At 57.2% G+C, this 20,321-nt stretch carries 14 protein-coding genes; 6 read left to right on the forward strand and 8 right to left on the reverse strand.

Going from position 1 to position 20,321, the window contains the following annotated elements:
* Nucleotides 1–200 precede the first annotated feature (200 nt).
* Both MHK04_RS08775 and MHK04_RS08780 read right to left on the reverse strand, forming a co-directional pair.
* Nucleotides 201–3,920, reverse strand: coding sequence for a multifunctional oxoglutarate decarboxylase/oxoglutarate dehydrogenase thiamine pyrophosphate-binding subunit/dihydrolipoyllysine-residue succinyltransferase subunit (locus MHK04_RS08775; protein WP_411350904.1), 3,720 nt, complete (start codon nt 3,918–3,920; stop codon nt 201–203).
* A 183-nt stretch (nt 3,921–4,103) separates the two neighbouring features.
* On the reverse strand, nt 4,104–4,832 hold the full coding sequence (locus MHK04_RS08780; protein WP_200287751.1) for a hypothetical protein: 729 nt from the start codon (nt 4,830–4,832) through the stop codon (nt 4,104–4,106).
* A gap of 116 nt (nt 4,833–4,948) precedes the next feature.
* Here MHK04_RS08780 and MHK04_RS08785 point away from each other — a divergent pair, with 116 nt between their 5' ends.
* The 3 genes from MHK04_RS08785 (at nt 4,949) to MHK04_RS08795 (ending at nt 8,631) form a co-directional block, all read left to right on the forward strand.
* Nucleotides 4,949–6,652, forward strand: coding sequence for a carboxylesterase/lipase family protein (locus MHK04_RS08785; protein ID WP_200287749.1), 1,704 nt, complete (start codon nt 4,949–4,951; stop codon nt 6,650–6,652).
* A gap of 81 nt (nt 6,653–6,733) precedes the next feature.
* Nucleotides 6,734–7,582: a DNA primase gene (locus tag MHK04_RS08790; RefSeq protein WP_200287747.1), complete on the forward strand. Its 849-nt coding sequence runs from the start codon at nt 6,734–6,736 to the stop codon at nt 7,580–7,582.
* Between the two features lie 206 nt (nt 7,583–7,788).
* Entirely contained in the window at nt 7,789–8,631 is an 843-nt protein-coding gene (locus MHK04_RS08795; protein ID WP_239208265.1) for a hypothetical protein, read from the forward strand.
* Here MHK04_RS08795 and MHK04_RS08800 read toward each other — a convergent pair.
* Nucleotides 8,628–9,152: a hypothetical protein gene (locus MHK04_RS08800; protein WP_275434376.1), complete on the reverse strand. Its 525-nt coding sequence runs from the start codon at nt 9,150–9,152 to the stop codon at nt 8,628–8,630. The two genes, MHK04_RS08795 and MHK04_RS08800, sit on opposite strands and share 4 nt — an antisense overlap.
* Before the next feature lie 106 nt (nt 9,153–9,258).
* On the opposite strand from MHK04_RS08800, the gene MHK04_RS08805 reads away from it, so the two are divergent.
* Complete coding sequence (locus tag MHK04_RS08805) at nt 9,259–10,500, forward strand: MFS transporter (RefSeq protein WP_239208266.1); 1,242 nt, start codon at nt 9,259–9,261, stop codon at nt 10,498–10,500.
* Between the two features lie 15 nt (nt 10,501–10,515).
* Here MHK04_RS08805 and MHK04_RS08810 read toward each other — a convergent pair whose 3' ends face one another.
* From MHK04_RS08810 to MHK04_RS08820, 3 genes are all read right to left on the reverse strand, one after another.
* Nucleotides 10,516–11,730 carry an Nramp family divalent metal transporter gene (locus MHK04_RS08810; protein ID WP_367404180.1) on the reverse strand — a complete coding sequence of 405 codons (1,215 nt, stop codon included), beginning with the start codon at nt 11,728–11,730 and terminating at the stop codon, nt 10,516–10,518.
* 171 nt (nt 11,731–11,901) lie between these two features.
* Entirely contained in the window at nt 11,902–15,024 is a 3,123-nt protein-coding gene (locus MHK04_RS08815; protein WP_239208268.1) for a DUF3427 domain-containing protein, read from the reverse strand.
* Nucleotides 15,025–15,171: 147 nt separating this feature from the next.
* Nucleotides 15,172–15,567 carry a (deoxy)nucleoside triphosphate pyrophosphohydrolase gene (locus MHK04_RS08820; RefSeq protein ID WP_239208269.1) on the reverse strand — a complete coding sequence of 132 codons (396 nt, stop codon included), beginning with the start codon at nt 15,565–15,567 and terminating at the stop codon, nt 15,172–15,174.
* A 133-nt stretch (nt 15,568–15,700) separates the two neighbouring features.
* On the opposite strand from MHK04_RS08820, the gene MHK04_RS08825 reads away from it, so the two are divergent.
* Nucleotides 15,701–17,047: a YjiH family protein gene (locus tag MHK04_RS08825; protein ID WP_239208270.1), complete on the forward strand. Its 1,347-nt coding sequence runs from the start codon at nt 15,701–15,703 to the stop codon at nt 17,045–17,047.
* Between the two features lie 8 nt (nt 17,048–17,055).
* Here the strand turns inward: MHK04_RS08825 and hutG are convergent, their stop codons facing one another.
* Both hutG and MHK04_RS08835 read right to left on the reverse strand, forming a co-directional pair.
* Nucleotides 17,056–17,988: a formimidoylglutamase gene (hutG, locus tag MHK04_RS08830; RefSeq protein WP_239208271.1), complete on the reverse strand. Its 933-nt coding sequence runs from the start codon at nt 17,986–17,988 to the stop codon at nt 17,056–17,058.
* Between the two features lie 11 nt (nt 17,989–17,999).
* A complete protein-coding gene (locus tag MHK04_RS08835; RefSeq protein ID WP_239208272.1) occupies nt 18,000–19,385 on the reverse strand; it encodes an amino acid permease in 1,386 nt (461 codons plus the stop codon).
* 186 nt (nt 19,386–19,571) lie between these two features.
* Between MHK04_RS08835 and MHK04_RS08840 the strand changes: the two genes are divergently transcribed.
* Nucleotides 19,572–20,279 carry an IclR family transcriptional regulator gene (locus tag MHK04_RS08840; RefSeq protein ID WP_239208309.1) on the forward strand — a complete coding sequence of 236 codons (708 nt, stop codon included), beginning with the start codon at nt 19,572–19,574 and terminating at the stop codon, nt 20,277–20,279.
* The last annotated feature ends 42 nt before the right edge of the window (nt 20,280–20,321 follow it).

A 20,321-nucleotide genomic window follows, 5' to 3' on the forward strand; every position in this document is an offset into this window, starting at 1 on the left:
CAGCCGCCCGTATTGAACTACCAGCCCGAACCAACGACGCAAACCGCGCCACAACAACAGAATCCGGAACCCATTTCGACTCCACACAATCACCTAACCCATGTCAGGTGTTTCCACGACCGCTAGAAATCAAGACGTTGGCCCGCATGAGTAAACCCCAGTGAGGAGTCCTCACTGGGGTTTAAACATTTCGAAGAGCTCTAGATGTCAAAAGCCTCTTCCAGCAGGTTCTTCTGCTCAATCTGGTGCACCTTGGCATTGCCGGTGGCAGTCGAGGACTGGGCACGGCGGGAAACGCGAACCATCTCAGGCATATCTGGGATCAGGGTGCGCAGGTGCTCATTGTAGAACGGCCATGGACCCTGGTTGGCCGGCTCGTCCTGTACGAAGCGAATCTGGGTGGCATTCGGGTAAGCCTCAAATGCCTCGCGCAGGCGGTTGAACGGAATCGGGTGAAGCATCTCCACGCGGACGATGGCGATGTCATCGCGGCCGTCGGCCTCGCGCTTCTTCTCCAGATCCCAGTACAGCTTGCCGGAGACCAGCATGATGGTCTTGACCTTGTCGGTATCGCCAACCTTCTTGCCGTCAACGTCAACGTAGTTCGGATCGTTGATAACGGACTGGAAGCGCTTGACCTCGGTGAAGTCCTCCACGGCGGAGGTGGCCGCCTTGTTGCGCAGCATGGACTTCGGGGTGAAGACGACCAATGGACGCTTCATCTCACCGAGAGCCTGGCGGCGCAGCAGGTGGAAGTGGTTAGCCGGGGTGGAAGGCTGAGCCACGGTCATGGAACCCTCAGCGCACAGCTGGAGGTAGCGCTCGATGCGGGCGGAGGAGTGGTCCGGACCCTGGCCCTCGTAGCCGTGCGGCAGGAGGAGTACCAGGCTGGACAGCTGGCCCCACTTGGCCTCACCGGAGGAGATGTACTCATCGATAATGGTCTGGGCGCCGTTGGCGAAGTCACCGAACTGTGCCTCCCACGCCACGAGGGCGTCTGGGTTGCCCACGGTGTAGCCGTATTCGAAGCCCATGCCAGCGTACTCGGTCAGCGCGGAGTTGTAGACCATGAACTTGCCGCCATTGCCCTTGGAGGTGGCGATGGCGTGCATCGGGTTGTACTCATTGCCGTTGCGTGGGTCGAATGTAACGGCGTGGCGCTGGGTGAAGGTACCGCGGCGGGAATCTTCACCAGCCAGGCGGACGACCTTGCCCTCGCCGGCCAGGGAACCGAAGGCGATGAGTTCGCCCCAACCCCAGTCGATGCCGCCCTCGCGGGAAGACTTCTCGCGATCCTTGGCTACCTTGCCCACGCGCTTGTGGTACTCGAAGTCCTCTGGTGGGTTGCCATAGGCGGCACCCAGCTCGGCGAGTTCCTCGGCGGTGATAGAGGTATCCAGGCCGCGGGTGAGCTCCTGGGAGGAGGTGATGCCGGTCTGCTCCTTCGGGCGAGCCTTGCCAGCTTCCTTGTGCTCGGCAAAGACGGACTCCATCTGATCGTGGAAGTCGCGTGCGGCTGCTTCGGCGTCTTCGGCGGAGAGGTCACCACGGCCGATGAGGTCGTTGGTGTAGCGCTCGCGCACTGCCTTGTGCTCGTCGATGACAGAGTAAAGCTCTGGCTGGGTCATGGATGGGTCATCGGCCTCGTTGTGACCGCGCAGGCGGTAGACCATGAGGTCGATGAAGACATCCTTGCCAAACTGGCGGCGGTACTCGGCAGCCATCTGGCCCACCCAGACAACTGCTTCTGGGTCGTCGCCATTGACGTGGAAGACCGGGCAGTCGAAGCCCTTGGCCAAGTCGGTGGCGTAGTGGGTGGAACGGCCGGAATCCGGGGTAGTGGTGAAGCCCACCTGGTTATTGACCACGATGTGGACGGTGCCGCCGTTGGTATAACCGCGCAGCTGGGACAGGTTGATGGTCTCCTGGACAATGCCCAGGCCGGTGAAGGATGCATCGCCGTGGAGCATGACCGGAACAACGGTGTGGCCCTCTGGGCCCTTGTCCAAAATGTCCTGCTTAGCGCGCGCGATGCCTTCCATGACTGGGTCCACGGCCTCGAGGTGGGACGGGTTGGCAGCAAGGGTGACCTTGATTTCGCCATCGCCGAACATCTGGAGGTGGTGGCCCTCAGAACCCAAGTGGTACTTAACGTCACCGGAGCCGCCGAGCTGGCCGCCCTTGTAGTTGCCGTCGAACTCGCCGAAGATATCGGCCAGCGGCTTGCCCACGATATTGAAGAGAACGTTCAGGCGGCCGCGGTGCGGCATACCGATGACGACCTCGTCCAAATCCTGGCCAGCGGCAGTATCGATGATGGAATCCAGCAACGGAATGAGGGTCTCAGCGCCCTCGAGGGAGAAGCGCTTCTGGCCCACGTACTTGGTCTGCAAGAAGTTCTCGAATGCCTCGGCGGCATTAACCTTCTGCAGGATGTACTTCTGCTCCGCGTTGGTGGGCTTCGGCATGCCAGCCTCGAGGCGGTCCTGCAGCCAGCTGCGCTCATCGCGGTCCAAGATGTGGGTGTACTCGGAGCCGACCTTCAAGGTATAGGCGGCGCGCAGGCGAGACAGCACCTCGCGCAGAGTCATCTGCTCCTTGCCGCCAAAGCCACCGACGTTGAAGGTGCGGTCCAGATCCCAAATGGTCAGGCCGTGGGTCGCGATATCGAGGTCGCGGTGATCCGGGTTAGGCAGTCCCGGCTGTACCCAACCCAGCGGGTTGGTATCGGCAAGCAGGTGGCCGCGGGAGCGGTAGGACTCGATGAGCTGCATGACGCGGGTGTTCTTGTCCACGCCGGAGTTTGGCACGTCCTGTGCCCAACGGAATGGCTCATAAGGCACGCCCATGGAGGAGAAGAGGTCGTCCCAGAACGCGCCGTCGACAAGCAGCTGGCCAATGGTGCGCAAGAATTCGCCGGACTCTGCACCCTGGATAACGCGGTGGTCATAGGTGGAGGTCAAGGTAACCAGGCGGCCTACGCCTAGGTCAGCCAAGCGATCTGCGGAAGCACCGGCGAACTCGGCCGGGTAATCCATAGAGCCCACGCCGATAATGGAGCCCGCGCCCTTAGTCAGGCGGGCGATGGAGTGGCGGGTGCCGATGCCGCCCGGGTTGGTGAGGTTAATGGTCACACCAGAGAAGTCATCCATGGTGAGCTTGTTCTTGCGGGAACGGGTAACAATGTCCTCATAAGCCGCAACAAACTCGGAGAAGGACTTGGTCTCGCACTCCTTGATGGCGGCAACGACCAGCGCGCGGGAGCCATCCTTCTGCGGGAGGTCAATGGCTAGGCCCAGGTTGATGTGCTCGGGCTGGATGACATAAGGCTTGCCATCCTTGAGCTCGTAGCGCACGTTCATATCTGGGTGCAGCTGCACGGCCTTGACCATGGCGTAGCCGATGATGTGGGTAAAGGAGATCTTGCCACCGCGGGTGCGCTTGAGGTGGTCATTGATCATGGAGCGGTTTTCCCACATGAGCTTGACCGGCATATCGCGCACGGTGGTAGCGGTAGGAATTTCCAGGGATTCTTCCATGTTCTTAGCAATGGCCTTGAACATGCCCTTGAGCTGGCGCTCTTCGCCGCCCTTGTAGTCCGCAATATGGTCCAGCGGGGACTCAGACTTCTTTACGGACTGCTGTGCCTTAGCGGACTTCTCCTGTGCCTTGGACACGGACTTATCCACGTTGGTTTCGCGGACCTCCTGCTTGCGGGCGGTAGTAGTACCCTCAGTCTTCTTCGCGGCTGGCTTAGACGGCTTCGCGACCTCCTTGGCTGGGGCCTTAGACTTAGGCGCGCCGTTTGCCTCGAAGTAGTCGCGCCACTCCTTATCTACGGAGCTCGGGTCCTTGGAGTACTGCTGGAACTGCTCGTCTATCAGCCACGCATTGGGGCCGAAGATATTCGATGTGCTCACGGCAGGTATTCGCCTCATTTCTCTGCTTTAAAATGGTCGTTTATTCGACTTTAGTGCGGCCTTTGTACGAGCGCATACGTCACCCGCCAAAGAGTCTGCCTACATGATACGGGGCATACCCCTAAACTCACTATGTTAGGGGTATCAACAGCCCCACTTTCCGGTTTCTGGCTACCCCTAGCCTTAGGTAAGGGGGGAAAGCTGCTCGCCGGCGTGCTCGATGACCTGCTTGGCCAGCTTGCGATTGGCGGTGGTGCCTAATACCGCGCCAATGCCCATGGGCATCAGTTTGCTTACCCACGCCCACTTGAGGCGTTTGGTGACTTGTTTGGTAAAAAGCTTGGTCAGGCGGCCGTTGATGCCAGATAGAGTGGGGCCGGAGAATCGGGACAGGCTAGCGGCCGAGCGCATACCAGCAACGCTATTGAGGTCCCCGACAAAGGTATCGACCAAAGCGGACCCCTTCGAGCCGGTGAGCACGACGAGTACAAGGGCGCGGCGGCGCTCGGGGGACTTGATGTCATCGCCACGCAGGTAGGCAGAAGCCAAGATGTACCAAGCTGCGGCCTCTAAGAAAACCACGGACTCGCCTGCGATGGTGGCAGCGCCGGTTACCAAACCAATACCCGGGATGGCGGCGGATGCACCTGCGGCCGCACCGGTACCGGAGGTGATATTAAGGAAGTGCTTGTCAATGAGCTCCTGCAGCTTCTGTGGGCTTGCGCCCTTATTGCGCTTTTTCAGGCTCTCGACATACTTGATGATGACGCCAGATTGTATCGATACCGCGCGGTCCAAAGAGTTGAGCAGGGCAGAGGTAAAGCGGTTGCTGTCCTCCGGATCGATGTCATAGGTATCGACGGTATCCACCTCGGTGGAGTTGTCCTTTTTATCTTTAGTGAATAAACCCATGTGTCCTTCTCTTTCGCTAAAACTTATCCGTGCCCAGCATAGTAAAGGCTGCATTAATGTGCCGCCGCGCCGCAATCAGATCGCCCTGGGCGTGCAGGCCACCTAAGCTAGTGGACATGGTTAGGCCGCACGAGAATTACCGCGATTCCGGGGATGTCTTCCCGGAGGAGTCCTCCGCGGCGGCGCGACTGAAGGCGGAGCAGGCGCACGAACGCGCCCGCCGCGCCTACGAGGAAGCTCGAAACGCCCTGGCAGATGAGCTGACGGTGCGCACCACCTCTGGTTGGGTGCGCGGTGTTATTGAAGAGGACCTGCGCCCCGATCGCCCCATTAGCGCCGGGCCGGTGTTGACGTGGCGCGGTATCCCGTTTGGAGATACCACCGCTGGGGACAATCGCTTCCGCGCCCCGCAGCCCGCGCCGGCGTGGGAGGGCGTGCGCGATTGCAGTCAGTTCGGCCCGCCGGCCCCGCAGCCCACGTACTCCTGGACCGACCGCATTATCGGCTCCGAGGACTGCCTGTACCTCGACATCGTGCGCCCGCGCACCGAGGAGAAGCTTCCTGTGGTGGTCTATTTACATGGCGGCAGCTTCATTATGGGTTCGTCTCATATGCTCATGCTTCGTGGTTTCGAGCTAGCCACCCGCATGGACGTGGTCTACGTATCCATCAATTTCCGCCTTAACTCTTTGGGTTATTTGGACCTGCGCAGCCTAGGCGGCGACTGCAGTGCCAACCCGGCGGTGGCTGACCAGATCTTGGCATTGCAGTGGGTGCGCGATAATATCGCCGCCTTTGGCGGTGACCCTGACTCTGTCACCCTCATGGGCGAGTCTGCCGGCGGTGCGGCCGTTTTGACCTTGATGACGAGCCCGCCCGCGGAGGGCCTATTCCATCGCGCCATCGCCCAGTCCCCGCCGATCGCCATGATTCACTCCCGGGCTCAATCCACCTTGTGGGCGCGCGAGCTGGTTCACCGGTTGGCCTTGCCGCGCCGCACCTCGGTAGAGGATCTGCGGCAGGAAAACTTTGCTGATTTGGTGCGCTCCGGCCAGTCCATGATGTGGCGGGCTGGAGAGCTCATTCACCTTAATTCTTGCTATGCGCCCACGGTGGATGAGGAGCTTATTCCAGAACACCCCATTGCCGCCTTTGAAAACGGCCACCAGCATCAAGTTCCGCTGCTCATCGGCACGAACTCGGACGAGGCTAGCTTTGGCAAATTCCTCTTCCAGCGCCAAAGCTCCCGTGAGCGCGCCGCCCTGCGCCTATTGGCCTCCTTCGATCCCCAGCATGCCCCTGAGGTGGTTGCCGCTTATGACGGCGCAGTGGCCCGCGAAGACTTTGCGCACCTGCTTGCCGACGCCCTCTTTTGGGCACCCTCCACCCGCATCGCCGCCGCCCACGCGCAGGTGGCACCAACGTGGATGTACCGCTTCGACTTCGCCTCTGCCGTACTCAAGTGGTTGGGCCTAGGGGCCATGCACTCGATGGAGCTGGGCAACGTCTTTGGTGACCCACATTCTTCGCGCGCGTCCTTCCTTACTAATTGGGGCTCGCGCGCGGAGATGGAAGAACTTACCGCCACCATGCAGCAGCACTGGTCCGCCTTTATCCACGGTGGCCGCCCGAAGATGAGCTGGCCGCGCTACGGGCTCAAGCAGCGGGCCACCATGATCTTTGATGCGGAAGCCTATATTGAAAACGCCCCGCACGAGCTCAAGCGGCAAGCGTGGGAAGGATACCACATGTTGGAGTGGGGAAGTGGGCGCCCAGAGCTGGTGAAATCTTTGGGCTTCCAACCATACGGGTGGGAATAGCGGTAGACTCCACAGTGACCGCGGGCGGCGGCTTGCCTACCGTGGGGACCTCTGCTTCCGAAGGATGGATTTTAAACCACCATGAGCTTTTTCGAAGATATTGCTTCTGCATTGGATGCCGAGGGCATCGAGTCCCGCGTCAATGATGACGTCATGTTCGTTCCAATCACCTCTGATCTGGAAATCCAATTTATTGAAATCGATCCGCTCCTGCCTGCAGCAAATGTCTATATCGCTGCGGCAGACGTTGATGAAGACGATGAGGAATTTGAGGCAGTCTTGGTCTCCGTCGCCTTCTCTGTAGATGACGCCGTGGAGGCGGTTTCTCGCCACATCGCTACCGACCAAGTGGTCACCGTCCTGCGCGACCTGCTGGAGGGCACCGATGAACGCATTGCGGAACTAGAATTTTCCCAAGATGAGCTCAACCCACACCTTGTCGTGGCTGAAGTAGCCAATGACTCGGAGCTGCGCGTGCTTGTGGAAACCATAGACGGTGTCCCTTCTGCCATCGTCCGCTTCCTCGCTTTCGACTTCGACGAAGACGATCTAGATGACATGGAAGATGAGGCCGTCACCCTCGCCTGGGAAGTTGATGAAGAGGATGAGGATCTCGATGAGGCCGACCGCCTCGCCCTCTTTGATAACGCCGACTTTGATGATGTCCCCATCGTGGAGGTTCCTGCCGAGGCCCTCGAGCTTGGTACCTACACCGATTTCGATCGCCTCTTCGACGTCCTGGGGCTTGTTTCTGAGCAAGCTTTGGACTGGGAAGCGCAGCTCGTATCCTTCGATGACGAAGACTATGAAGAACCGGACGTCTACGACATCTTCGGTGAGGATGATGGGGACGAAGAGGAGGACTACTTCGACAACGATGATGCCGACGTGGACGATGAATCCGAGGCCGAAGCAGCTGAAGATAAGTAAACCCTACCTCCCATAGCCCAGCTCACCGCCTTCTTGCGGTGGGGCTGGGCCTTTCTCTTTTTCAAAGCATTATTGCAGGTAGGGGTATAGATTATATATTCCTTATTGTCTTGCTACTTTCACGCGCCGGCAACTAGGCTTTAGAAGGTTCCCGGCCTGGGACTGAAAATCCGCCCCAGGCCAAACCTTATGAGGAGTAGAAAACCATGGCAGTGAACCGCGATACTACGTGGCGATACGTTCTTGTCGTTGTCGCCGTAGCACTCTCGCTTGCCGCGTGGTTTTGCACCGTCCTTGGCGTGTACTCCACGGTGACCGAGACTTTTGAGTCTTATCTGACCGCCAGCGTCTGGGTGCTGCTCTTGGTGGCCGCGGTGCTGTTATACACCTCGCAGTATGGGTTGGTGCCCAATTGCATCCTCTTGTATCCCATCTTCGGTGCCTCGATAAATTTATTGCTGGGCTCGTTGACGGTGCGCTCGCAAGCCCCGTTGTTCTTCGATGCCGTGGGCACCTCCATCGTGGCAATCATCGCCGGTCCTGTGCTGGGTATGGCCACGGGCTTGACCACCACGGTGTTGGGAGGAGTGTACTTTGCCTATGATCTCGCCTTTGCTCCTGTGGGCATCTTTATCGGCGCCGCCGTGGGTTTGATGGCCCGCCGCGGGGTATTTAATAGGCTCTCGTCGATCATTTTTTCCGGCCTCGGTATGGGCATCGGCTCCGGCGTGATGAGCGTATATGTCCTGATCTTTTCGTTCAGCGGGCGTCCACGCCAGGAACCGCAAAACCTTACCAAGTTCTATGAGCTGATCTTTCAAGATGAGCGCCTGGCCATCATCCTGCAAGGCCTTACCTCTGACATCTTGGACAAGGTCTTTACCGTTCTCATCGCCTGCTTGGTTTTGCGTTTTATGCCCAAGGCAATCGCTCGACACTACACGGTGACCTTTAACCGCGAAGTATTGAAAAAGATCCTGCACGCGCCTGACCCGCATGCAGCACCGGATGTGCCGGGGCAGCAGACAAAACAGCCCGTGACCGCTTAGGCGGCTTGGGTTAAGCCGGCGAATAACGACTCGGGGGAGCGGACGGGTTGAAAAGAGCTATCCACGAGCCATACATAGGTGGCATTGGGGCCGCGAGAGACCTCGTGGACGGCATCAACCATCTCCGCCGGCACAAGCGTGCGTACCCAGCCTTCGGCCACGGCAGGTTCCACCGTTTGGCCAAAGTTCTCGGTTATGCGGATGGTGATGAGGTATGCGGGAATGCGGTCTTGCCCAAAGCCGCGCACTCGGGCCTTTACGCGTGAACCCACGCGGTGGCGGGTAATGCTCATGCAGTAGTCTCCGCCCGGTCCACCCGCGGCCGTCGGCAGCTGCTTGAGTGGTGGGCGCCAGGTGGGAGTAGGGCGGGCCAGGGAACGTGGGTGGTGCAGGATAGCGGTAATGGACTCGATGGTGTCGTATTCGTGGTAGAGCAAATCTGCGGCAATCTCGCTGGCGGAACGTGGGAGGAACATCGGGGTGGACTGGGGAAAGTTCTTTTCTGCGTTGTACATGGCCATCACATTAGAACCCTGCGCGGACACTCGCCCACGCTAGTAGAACACCTGTACGAACAGAGATTGAAAATGGCTTTCCTGTAACTGAAGGATTAGAGTTGCAGCCGATATGATGAATACGCCAAGTGGGGAAATAAGCCCAGAACAAAAGCCGCAAATTCCACGCGAGATCTGGGTTATGGTCACCGCCGCATTCATCATCGCGCTGGGATACGGTCTCATCGCTCCGCTCTTGCCGCAGTTTGTGGTGAGCTTCGATGTCTCCATGGCCGCCGCGGGCCTGGTGGTTTCCATCTTCGCTGCCTCGCGCCTGCTTTTCGCGCCGATGTCCGGTTCATTGGTGGATCGCGTCGGCTCACGCCGCGTCTACCTCATTGGCCTCATGACCGTCGCGGTAACCACCGGACTCGTCTCCATTGCCCAAAGCTACTGGCACATCGTGGCCCTGCGAGCCCTAGCCGGCATTGGCTCGACCATGTTCACGGTCTCGGCCATGGGCCTTATCGTGCGCATGTCCCCGCCGTCGATTCGCGGCAAATGTTCTGCCACCTATGCCACGGCCTTCCTGCTAGGCAACGTTGCTGGCCCGGTTCTAGGCGCCAGCCTGTCCTTCCTGGGCTTTCGTTGGCCATTTTTCATCTACGGGGTGGGCGTCGCACTCGCCGCCTTCGTTGTCTGGTGGCAAATGCCCCGCGTCAACCACAAGCAGGCCAATAAGGATAAACTGCCGCCCATGCGCCTGCAGGAAGCCTGGGGTGATACCGCCTATCGCGCGGTATTAACTTCCAATTTTGCACATGGCTGGATCAATATGGGCGTGCGCGTGTCCGTCCTACCTCTTTTTGCCGCCTCTATCTTCCACAATGGCGCCGCGGCATCCGGCCTTGCGCTAGCAGTCTTCGCTGCTGGGAACGCCATCGTCTTGCAATTTTCGGGCAGGTGGTCCGATATCCACGGCCGCAAGCCACTTATCCTTATCGGCCTAGTCGGCTCCGCCATTTTCATGGTGCTCATGGGCCTGGCCACCAGCGTGTGGTTCCTCCTGCTCGTGTCCGCCTTCGCCGGTGCATCGTCCGGGCTCATTAACCCCTCCCAGCAGGCCGCGGTGGGAGACATCGTGGGCAATGAGCGCTCCGGCGGCAAGGTACTATCCACCTTCCAGATGGCCGGAGACTTCGGCCAAATCTTAGGCCCCATGCTCATTGGCCTGCTTGCCGACGCCTCCGGATTCCCCCTCGCCTTCACCGTTTGCGGCGCTATCGCCTTCATTGGCATCATTGCCTGGGCATTCGGCCGCGATCCGCACGCTGAGGTGGGGAATAAGCCGAAGCGGGTGCCGCAGGGGAAGTAGTAATTGGTATTTCGGCTAGAAAAGTTCGACCAATTGGGAAACGCATAGATAAACGAAGGCGACGGAGATTATCGCCATCAAAGTGTTGACGAACCAGCCGTTCCTCCATGTCTTTGGGGTGTGTTTGGTATTCAGCAATACCAGGAGGGTCAGGCCCAAAAATGGCATAAAGAAGGAGCCGAGAACCCCATAAGCGATGATTAGCCCAGTCGGCTTTCCAAGGAGCAGCAGCAACATTGGCGGAAAAGTTAGCCAGATGAGATAAGCACGGTAATACTTTCCACCGGTACTCGTTTGGGGATCGCCTTGCGGGATCTTTTTGAGGTGGCCAATATAGTCAGCGAACATGAGGGACACGCCATTCCAAACACCAAGGCAGGAAGAGAATGCGGCAGAGAAAAATCCAACGATGAACAGTTTGGAAAGAAAAGTTCCGTAGCGGTTTTCGAGTACATCCGCCATATCAACGAGTCCCTGATCGTTATCGGATACTGCGACGTTGGCGCTGTAGAGAAGTTCAGCACCGAGCACGAGTGTAGCCAGAACGAAGATTCCGGTGACTGCATAAGCTACCGTATTGTCCATACGCATAACCTTCATCCATTTCGGCGTGTACCATTCCTTTTCTCGCAGCCAGTAGCCGTAGGCCGCTAGCGTAATAGTGCCGCCCACTCCGCCAGCGATGGATAGTACATAGAGAAAGGAGCCATCTGGAATCTGTGGCACTAAACCCCCGATAATTTCGGGAAGGTTAGGGGCAGTAATGGCGGCGATGCCCACTACAGTGACAAACATAATCCCGACCAAGATGGCTGCAAGTTTTTCAAAAAGCTGATATTGGCCAACCCAAGTCAGGACGAAACAAGAAATGCCAGTAATAATTGCCCACATTTCGAGACTGGTGTTCGGGAAAAGGGCGCTGAGGGCCAGCCCAGTGCCGGACATCGCGGCGGCGCCGTAGACCAGCCCCCAAATAACGATATAAGGGGCAAAGTACCAGGAAGTCCAACGTCCCAACTCGCGCCAACCGTGGAACATCGTGTTTCCGGTGGCGAGGCTATACCGTCCGACACCTTCGACCAGTACGATCTTCATAATAGTGCCGATGATGACCGCCCAAAGGAGTGCGTAGCCATACCGCTGGCCGGCAATCATAGTGGCCACTAGGTCGGCCGCACCTACACCTGTCGCTGCGGCCACTAATCCTGGACCGACTAAAGTCCATTTCACTCTGGCCTGGTCTGTCGTTGCTGCGTCGTGCCTGCTGCCTGCAGGCCGGGCAGAATTTGATTCGTGGGTATGACTCATGGCGCCCTCTCGATCAGTTGTGTTTCTAATCACTATAGGGAGGGTGGTGCTTTTCTATCAGGAAAACGCAGATTTCAGTTTTCGATCGGCCGTCTATGCCACCGTTCTTCCGGCAGCGTAGAGCGCCTTGGGCATTGCTCGCTGGAGCTTCCATTCGAATTGGATCGGCTTTTCTCCATGGTGTGACACATAATCCACAGCGCCTAAATAGGTATAGGCGCTCGCTGTACCGACTTCGTTTTTCTTATTAAAGCGCGAGGCTATGAGAATCTTGCCATCACGATTCTTATGGCCGATGTAGCGTTTAGCCGCCTTCGACTTCAGCGTCGTTGTTGATTGAGACTCCCAGTGTAATAGATCGGGTGAAATTGGATAGTCTCGGTAATTCGTAGAGGCACTTACCTGTTCGTCTTTTTGAAACGTCACCAAGAACAGGTCCGTATTGATATCCGGGAAGTAATTCACGCCCTCGCGGGGAAGGTTTACAAGTTGTGCAAGGCTCCTAGTCTCCAAAGCACCAATTAGTTCGGCCAATGAATAATCCGCGTGCGTTTCCAACACAGAAGTCTCGCTATGCTGCGGAATGATTCGAGAAGAGTCACTGCACAGTTGCATAACCTGTTGCAATTCCCAAGCGACCTGCGGGTGCTGGCGCAAAATTGACAGAGCCTTGTCATAGGAACCGGGATGCGGAGAATTTGAGTTCGCCCAGAACCCGAGGACGAGCATTCGGGTGAAGGCTTGATCGGATTGAGCCATGTCGGCGTAGTGGAGATCTGGGGTGGAAAGGATGCGCAGATAGGCGTCGACTCGGTGCGGATCGTTGACGTGCAGGAAAACCCGAATCCGATTGAGCAGAAATGTTTCAGTCTCATTGGTGTTCTGCTGAATAAGGCCTTCTTCACGAAGAAGCCGCGTCCACGAATACTTTGAGGGGCGGTAGATATCTTCTAGCTGGAGATTTGATTCCTCAAGGAACTCTTTAAGATCTGTAGTTCGAATTTCAGAAAGTAATGCACGTACTTTGCGTAGTGAATTTCGTGAGATCTTCTTGACATTGCGAAGAACCTGCTCGGTTGTCGTTTGGTCTAGCTGAATATGTGATCCCGGCGGAGTTGTGGGAAATCCCTGTTCAATCTCTTCGGTCAAGCGCTTGCCCCGTTTCCGAGTTAGGGCACGGAACTTGCGCTCGAAATCAAAATCCGCATGCTGTTGGCCAATGAAATCGAAAATGACGCAGGAGTCTTTACCTGGAGATAGACGGAGACCGCGACCTAGTTGTTGCAGAAAGACCACGGGGCTTTGCGTCGGGCGGAGCAAAAGTAAGGTGTTAACAGCAGGAATGTCTACGCCCTCGTTAAATATATCTACAGAAAACAGAACTTTGACCTCACCCGTCTCCAGATCTCTAATGGCCTGGGCCCGCTCGGCGGCAGAGAGTTCGTTCGTTACAGCGCGCGCTGGGATTCCAAATTGTTGGAATTGCGTTGCCATATATTTTGCGTGAGCGATAGTGACGCAAAATCCGATCGCTTTCATCTCCGAGAGATCGAAAATGCGCCGGTTCAGCTCGTTAATAATGAAGCGGGTGCGCTTTTCTCCTGCTTTGATGTAGAACTCGGAGAGCTCTCTGGAGTTATAGTTTTTCTTGCCTCGGATCCAGGTCAACGAAGAAAGGTCCGTCCCATCAGCGATCCCGTAGTAATGCATGGGAACTAACAGCTGCAAACGCAAAGCATCCCACAAACGCAGTTCATGGGCTACGCGATAGTCAAAGTACTTCTGAATGTTTTCGCCATCACCACGTTCCGGCGTAGCTGTTAAGCCTAAGAGCTCTCGTGGTTGGAAGTGGTCTAAAAGCGTGTTATAGGTCGGAGCTTGTGCGTGATGAAACTCGTCGATTATTACGACATCAAAGCGTTTGGGATCTAGCTGTTCTAGACGGGAAGCACGTAGGGATTGCACGCTGGCAAAGACAAAATCCCAACGGTGCGGCTCGGCGCCGTCGACAAGCAGCTCGCCAAAGTCTGCGTCTTTGAGAACTTCTCGGAATGTCCGTCGGGCTTGGTGAAGAATTTCCTTCCGGTGAGCCACGAAGAGCAATCGGGGACGTCGCTTCCATTGTTCGCAAAGATTTCGATAATCTAGTGCAGCAACTACGGTCTTTCCAGTTCCTGTCGCAGCTACCAGAAGGTTTCGATGTCGATCCTTTATCTCCCGCTCTGACCGCAAAGCCTCGAGCATCTCTTCTTGGTATGGGTAAGGCGTTACCTCTAGGCCAGAAAGCTCCAATTGGCGAAGTGCTCCGGACGATTCACCGCCTTTGGCTATGCGTAGAGACCGCTCGAGACGCTCCATGTCACTATTTGGGACGAAGGTTTTAAAGTGGCTGTCGTGCCAGTAACTATCGAAAGTCTTGATGAACTTATCAATCACTTCCGGTGTTGCGGTGTTAGAGCCGCGGACATTCCATTCCCAACCATCGACAAGAGCGGACCTTGACAGGTTAGAACTACCAATAAATGCAGTGTCGAAACCGGATTTTCGTCGGAACAGCCAAGCTTTGGCATGAAGGCGAGTGGATTTGTGTTCATAGCAAATTTTCACGTCTGCCTGATACTTCTCGACCAATCGCTTGAGCGCTGCTGCGTCAGACGCACCGCAGTACGTAGAAGTAAGAAGACGGAATGGGATTTTGTTATCGCGAAGATACTCCAGCTGTCTATCGAGGACGCTAATGCCGGAATTCTTGATGAAAGCGCACAGCAGGTCTACCGAATCGGCCGTTTTAATTTCTCTTTCGATCTCGCTGGTTAAACTAGATTCTCCCCGGGCATTGGTAAATAGTGCGCTCTTGGTGAGTGAAACGTCAGGAAGGAGGGGAGGATCCGCTAATCCGGAGTTGTACACAGCATAGAGGAGCTCCTCGGAATCGATTCCTTCATCATCGCCCAGCAGAAGCGCAATGGTGTTGATGAGGGCAACGCGGTCCTCGGGCGACTTCAAACTACGGAGACGGTGCTCTAAGAGTGAGCCGATGTGTTGAGAAACCGCCGAAGTATAGCGGCCCTGAGCTTCCTGATCGGAGCTTCGCCCGATACCGAATCCTGCAGCAGGATGTTGGTTTAACGTTTCCTCCATTCGTTCGCGAATACGGGACGTAATGGGGGTTTCGTATACACCGAAAGGTAGGGAAGAGTCGGGACTGATGCTCATAATGACCAAATTCTAAAGGCTGGGCATCCTAAATTGGCATAAGAGAGCATTAGTGACTAAGTGTTCTCCCGCTGGTGTTGCGTTTAGCGGAGGATATCCGCCGAATTCTGGCGAAAGGATACTATGAAAGAAAGGAACTTTCGTTCCTTAGATGTGATTAGAAGCTAATGCTTCTACCGCTGGAATATCAGCGGGAGCCCAGTTCAAACTGGCGGCCTTTGCGGGGGTAACCCACTTCGTTTCGTCGTGGTCGGTCAGGCGGAGGTCGCCGTCGACAAGCGTGCAATAGAAAGTCGTTAGCTCAATGGTCGCGAATTCGTACTCGTAAGTTGTTGTCGCGAGCTTCGCTCCCACCTCGGCTTTGAGGTTGAGCTCTTCGTGTATTTCTCGAGCTAGGGCTTGCTGAGGCGTTTCACCAGGCTCAATCTTTCCACCTGGAAATTCCCAGTGGCCTTCTAATGGCTTGCCCGGTTTCTTTCGGCAGGCGAGGAAGCGCTGGCCGTCATGGAAAACGGCGCCGACGACGCGAATGGGTTTAGACATGACTCTATTGTGCCTTGGATCTCGAAAACGTCTAGACAGTGAGCTGTTACTTAGATAACATGTCCCCAATGTTCGCGTAAGGCTGTCACGCGGGCTTGATTTTTGTAGGCAAGCTTGAGGGGACGGTTTTACTGTGACTTCTACCGAATCGGTTTACTCCTCCATCCAGAGCCATGACGGGGAAATCCCGCAGCCTGGGGGACGGTGGAAACTCTTTTTATATAGCGCGATTGGCGCGTTCGTATTCTTCCTGCCGGTGACGTATCAGGATAAGCGCTCCATTCCTTTGGACCACATGGTCACGATGGTGCGTGAGGGGATTCCTGCGGCGGTGCCGTGGATTATCTTTGCCTTGGCCGTGTACGGAACGGTGCGCAGTTTTACTACCGGCGCGTTTAAAGAAAGCGTGCTGCAGGCAGTCTTTGCGGTGCTCAATATTGTGGGTGCGGTGGTTTCGTTCCTGATGGTCATCGACGCACTGCCGTGGGTGCTCGGTGACGAGGACCTGGTGCCATTCTTGTGGAACTCCATTGCCACTCCGGTTGGGCTTATCGTGCCGATTGGCGGTGCTTTCCTCGCGTTTCTCATTGGCTTTGGTTTGCTGGAATTTGTTGGCGTGCTTATGCAGCCCATCATGCGGCCACTGTGGAAGACTCCGGGGCGCTCAGCAATTGACGCGGTGGCCTCGTTTGTAGGCTCGTATTCGCTCGGAATTTTGGTCACGGACCGCGTCTACCAAAAGGGCAGCTATACCGGCCGCGAGGCAGCGATTATTGCCACAGGCTTTTCGACGGTCTCTGCGGCCTTCATGGTCATCGTGGCCAAGCAGCTTGACCTGATGAAGGTCTGGGGCACCTACTTCATTGTCACGCTCATCGTGACCTTTGTGGTTACCGCCATTACCGTGCGGATTCCGCCGCTGCGGACGATTCCGGACGAGTATTTTGCGGATGCGCACCCAGATCCGGAAAAGCCGGTAGAAGGCTCGCGCATCAAAAACGCGTGGCGCGAGGCGATGCTGGCGCTACAACGCGCACCATCGTTGTGGGAGTCCATCTGGGAGAACTTGCGCGATGGCGTCCGCATGGCGGCGGCCATTGTGCCTTCCATTATGTCGGTGGGTCTCATTGGCCTGTTGCTGGCGCGCTTTACACCCATCTTTGAGTGGATTGGTTACCTGTTCTACCCATTCGCGTGGGTAGTGCAGCTGCCGGAGCCGGTACAAGCCGGCAAAGGTGCGGCCATGGGAATTGCAGAAATGTTCCTGCCCGCCACCGCAGTGGCAGGCAGCGACAGCATGGTGCTCAAGTTCGTCATCGGCGTGGTGGCAGTCTCTGCCATTATCTTCTTCTCCGCGCTGGTGCCCTGCATCCTGGCTACCAAGATTCCGGTGAAGCTGACCCACCTGGTCATCATTTGGTTTGAGCGCGTGGCGCTGACCATTCTTATCGCCACGCCGATTGCTCACCTGCTGTTTTGATTTAAGAGCTAGGCCTTGATGTGGGCCGTGACGATGTCATCGATAAGCCGCGCCGCCGCTTTGGCGGTGCGGTTATCTATGTCGAAGGTGGGGTTAAGCTCGACGACGTCCACCAAGGCTAGCTTGCCCGTCCGTGCAATAGCTATGGCCATGGCCCGGATGCGCTCATAGCTCACGCCCAGAGACGCCGGGGCGGATACGCCCGGCGCGGTGGATGCCGGCAGGACATCGAGGTCGATGGACAAGTGGACCTTGTCCTTGCCCTCGGTGGCGCGGGCGGCAAGCTCGCCGCACTCGGCTGGGGTGAGATTGACTAGTTCCTCGTCCAGGGTGATGGCGACGTTCAGGCTCTCTGCCTCGTCGAAAAGCACAGCGGTGTTATTGGGGCGGGAGATGCCCAGCACGGTGTAGTCGAAGTCATCGGTGAGCTCCGAAATCTGCTTGAACGGGGTGCCGGAGGTGGCTTGGTTCGCGCGGCGCAGATCGAAGTGAGCATCCAGGTTGATGATCTTGGTGGCGCCTACCGCGCGGTAGAGGCCGCGGTGCGAGCCGAAGGCGGTCTCGTGACCGCCGCCCAAAATGATGGGGAGGGTGCCGGCTTCGACGAGTTCCTGCACTTTATCGGAGAGCGCGTCGTGGGAGCCGTCGAGGTCGTCGGCCTGGGTGGTGATCGTGCCGGCGTCGGCAAGCGCATGCTCATGGTGCACCGCCAAGGAGCCAAGCGCGGAACGCAGCGCGGCTGGGCCTGCGGCTGCACCCTGGCGGCCGCCGTTGCGCAGCACGCCCTCATCGGAGGCAAACCCCAGGAGGGTTACTGGGGCGGGGGATTCGGTGGACTGATTGATAACGCTATGCCAACGGGCATGCTCTGGGCCAGGGCCATCGGAGCGGCCGGACCATTCGGGGGCGGGGGTGAAAAGTTCAGCTTTTTCAGTGTTCATGGTTTTCGATGTTAGGCGGAAACGACGAGTTCTTCTGGCTCTTCGGTGGGTTCATCCTCATGTGTTACCTCGTGCCGGTTGGTGAGGAAATAAACCGCCGTCATAATGGCAATGAAGGCCACACCCACAACGAGGGAAATGCGGTACTCCTCTTGCCAGACCATTATGCCGAAGGTCATGAGGATAAATGCGATGGACAGGTACTGACCATAGGGCCAGAAGGGAACTTTGTATTTGAGGTTCGCTACGTCTTGTGTGCTCATTCCGCGCCGGGAGTACAGGTGAGCCAGCAGAATCATAAGCCAGACAAACACGGTGGCGAAGGTAGCTAGCGAGGCGATGACCTCGAAGACATTCTCCGGCAGGAGGGCATTGAGTATGGTGCCAATGATCATGGTGGCGATGAGGATGATGGTGGTCATTACGGGTACGCCACGCACTACTTTGGACATGAACTTAGGGGCGTGCTTTTGGTGGGCAAGGCCAGTGATGACGCGTCCTGCACCGAAGAGGTCGGCGTTGATGGCCGATAAAGCGGCGGTAATGACCACGAAGTTGAGCAAACCTGCAGCCCAGGAAACGCCGAGGGTATTAAAGATTTGGACGAAGGGGGACTGCTCGCCGGTAATCTCGCGCCATGGGGTGATCATGAGAATGACGGCGATGGCAAGGACATAGAAAAGCAGGATGCGCATGGGCACCGTATTGATTGCTTTGGGTACGGATTTTTCTGGGTGCTGGGCGGCGCTGCCGGCAACACCGATGATTTCGGTGCCGCCAAAGGCAAAGAGAACGAGGATGAAAGAAGCGATCATGCCCGTGGGGCCGTTGGGGAAGAAGCCACCGTCGTTGACGAGGTTGACGGGGCCGGTGGTGTGGGCATCAGAAAGCCCAAAGGCTAATACCGCAAGGCCGCCGGCAATCATGGCGAGTACGGCGCCGACCTTGATGATGGTAAAGGCAAATTCTAGTTCACCGAAGGCCTTGACAGTGGCGAGGTTTGCGCCGCCCACGATGAGCAAGGTGGCTGCAACCCAAACCCACTGCGAGACGTCTGGGAACCAAAAGCGCATATAAACGCCGATGGCGGTGAGGTCCGCAAGCGCTACGATGACCATCTCAAAGGCGAACATCCAGCCGGTGATGTAGCCCGCCCATCCGCCCATGAACATGCGGGCGTAGCCGGCGAAGGAGCCGGTGATGGGGTGGTGCACGGCCATTTCACCTAGGGCGCGGAGCATGAAATACACCACCGCGCCGGCGAGGAGATAGACGACGAGGACAGAGGGGCCGGCGGCTTGGATGGCACCGGCTGAACCATAAAACAGTCCGGTGCCGATCGCGGATCCGAGGGCGATGAAGTGCAGGTGCCTGTGTTTAAGGCCGTGTTGGGACATGGCATCTCCTAGCGTATGAAAAGTTTTATGTAGTCTAAGTCTCTATTTGTCCAAGGTGTGTCGTGGAACATATTTATTTGTCTGGAATTTCAGACTTGGTGCCGTGTGCTGCACTGATAAGCGCCACAGTGGTGCTTAAAATTGCCCTCCGTGAGTACCAACAGAGTCCCGGCGGCGCGTCATGCGATGGAGATCCTCAAGCTTTTGTCCACCATCGACGTCCCTATATCCGCTGCCCGCATCCAAGGTGAGCTCAACCTGCCGCGCTCGTCTACATACCACCTGCTGGCGGAGATGGTTGATGCTGGTTTTGTAGCCCATTTGCCGGAGCACAAGACGTATGGACTGGGCCTGGCGGCGTATTCCATGGCTTCGGCCTATGTAACGCAGCAGCCCTTGGTGCGCATGGCCACTCGGGACTTGGAACAGTGTGCGGCGCTGGTGGGTGGATCGGGGCACCTGTCACGTATGGCTGGTTCGGAAATCTTGTATTTGCAAGAGGTGCGTGCGGCGGGTGCTACCTCCTTGGTCACTGAGGTGGGTGTGCGCCTGCAGGCACATAAGACGGCGTCTGGGCGCGTGATGCTGGCCCATTTGCCTGATGCGGAGGTGCGCGCCGCCTTTGATACCGCAGGAGGTAGCGGCTTTGCTGCATTGAAAGAGCGCTTGAGTTTGGTGGCTGCACGCGGGTGGGACCAGGAGATCGAAGAAATTACCCGCGGTCAGGCCTCTGTGGCGGTGCCTATCTTGGATCACTTGGACCGTCCGGCGGCGGCGGTGGCGGTGACGTATCCGGTAGGGACACCGGATGCGAAGGCGGACGCCGCCATTCGGGCCTTGCTAGAGGTATCGGACAAGGTCGCGGCCAAAATGTACCGCAATCGCAAAAAGTGAGGTAGCATACATTCATCGCGTTGGGCTGTCGCGCGACACATT

It is taken from the genome of Corynebacterium nasorum (assembly GCF_022345765.1).
GTDB lineage: Bacteria > Actinomycetota > Actinomycetes > Mycobacteriales > Mycobacteriaceae > Corynebacterium > Corynebacterium kefirresidentii.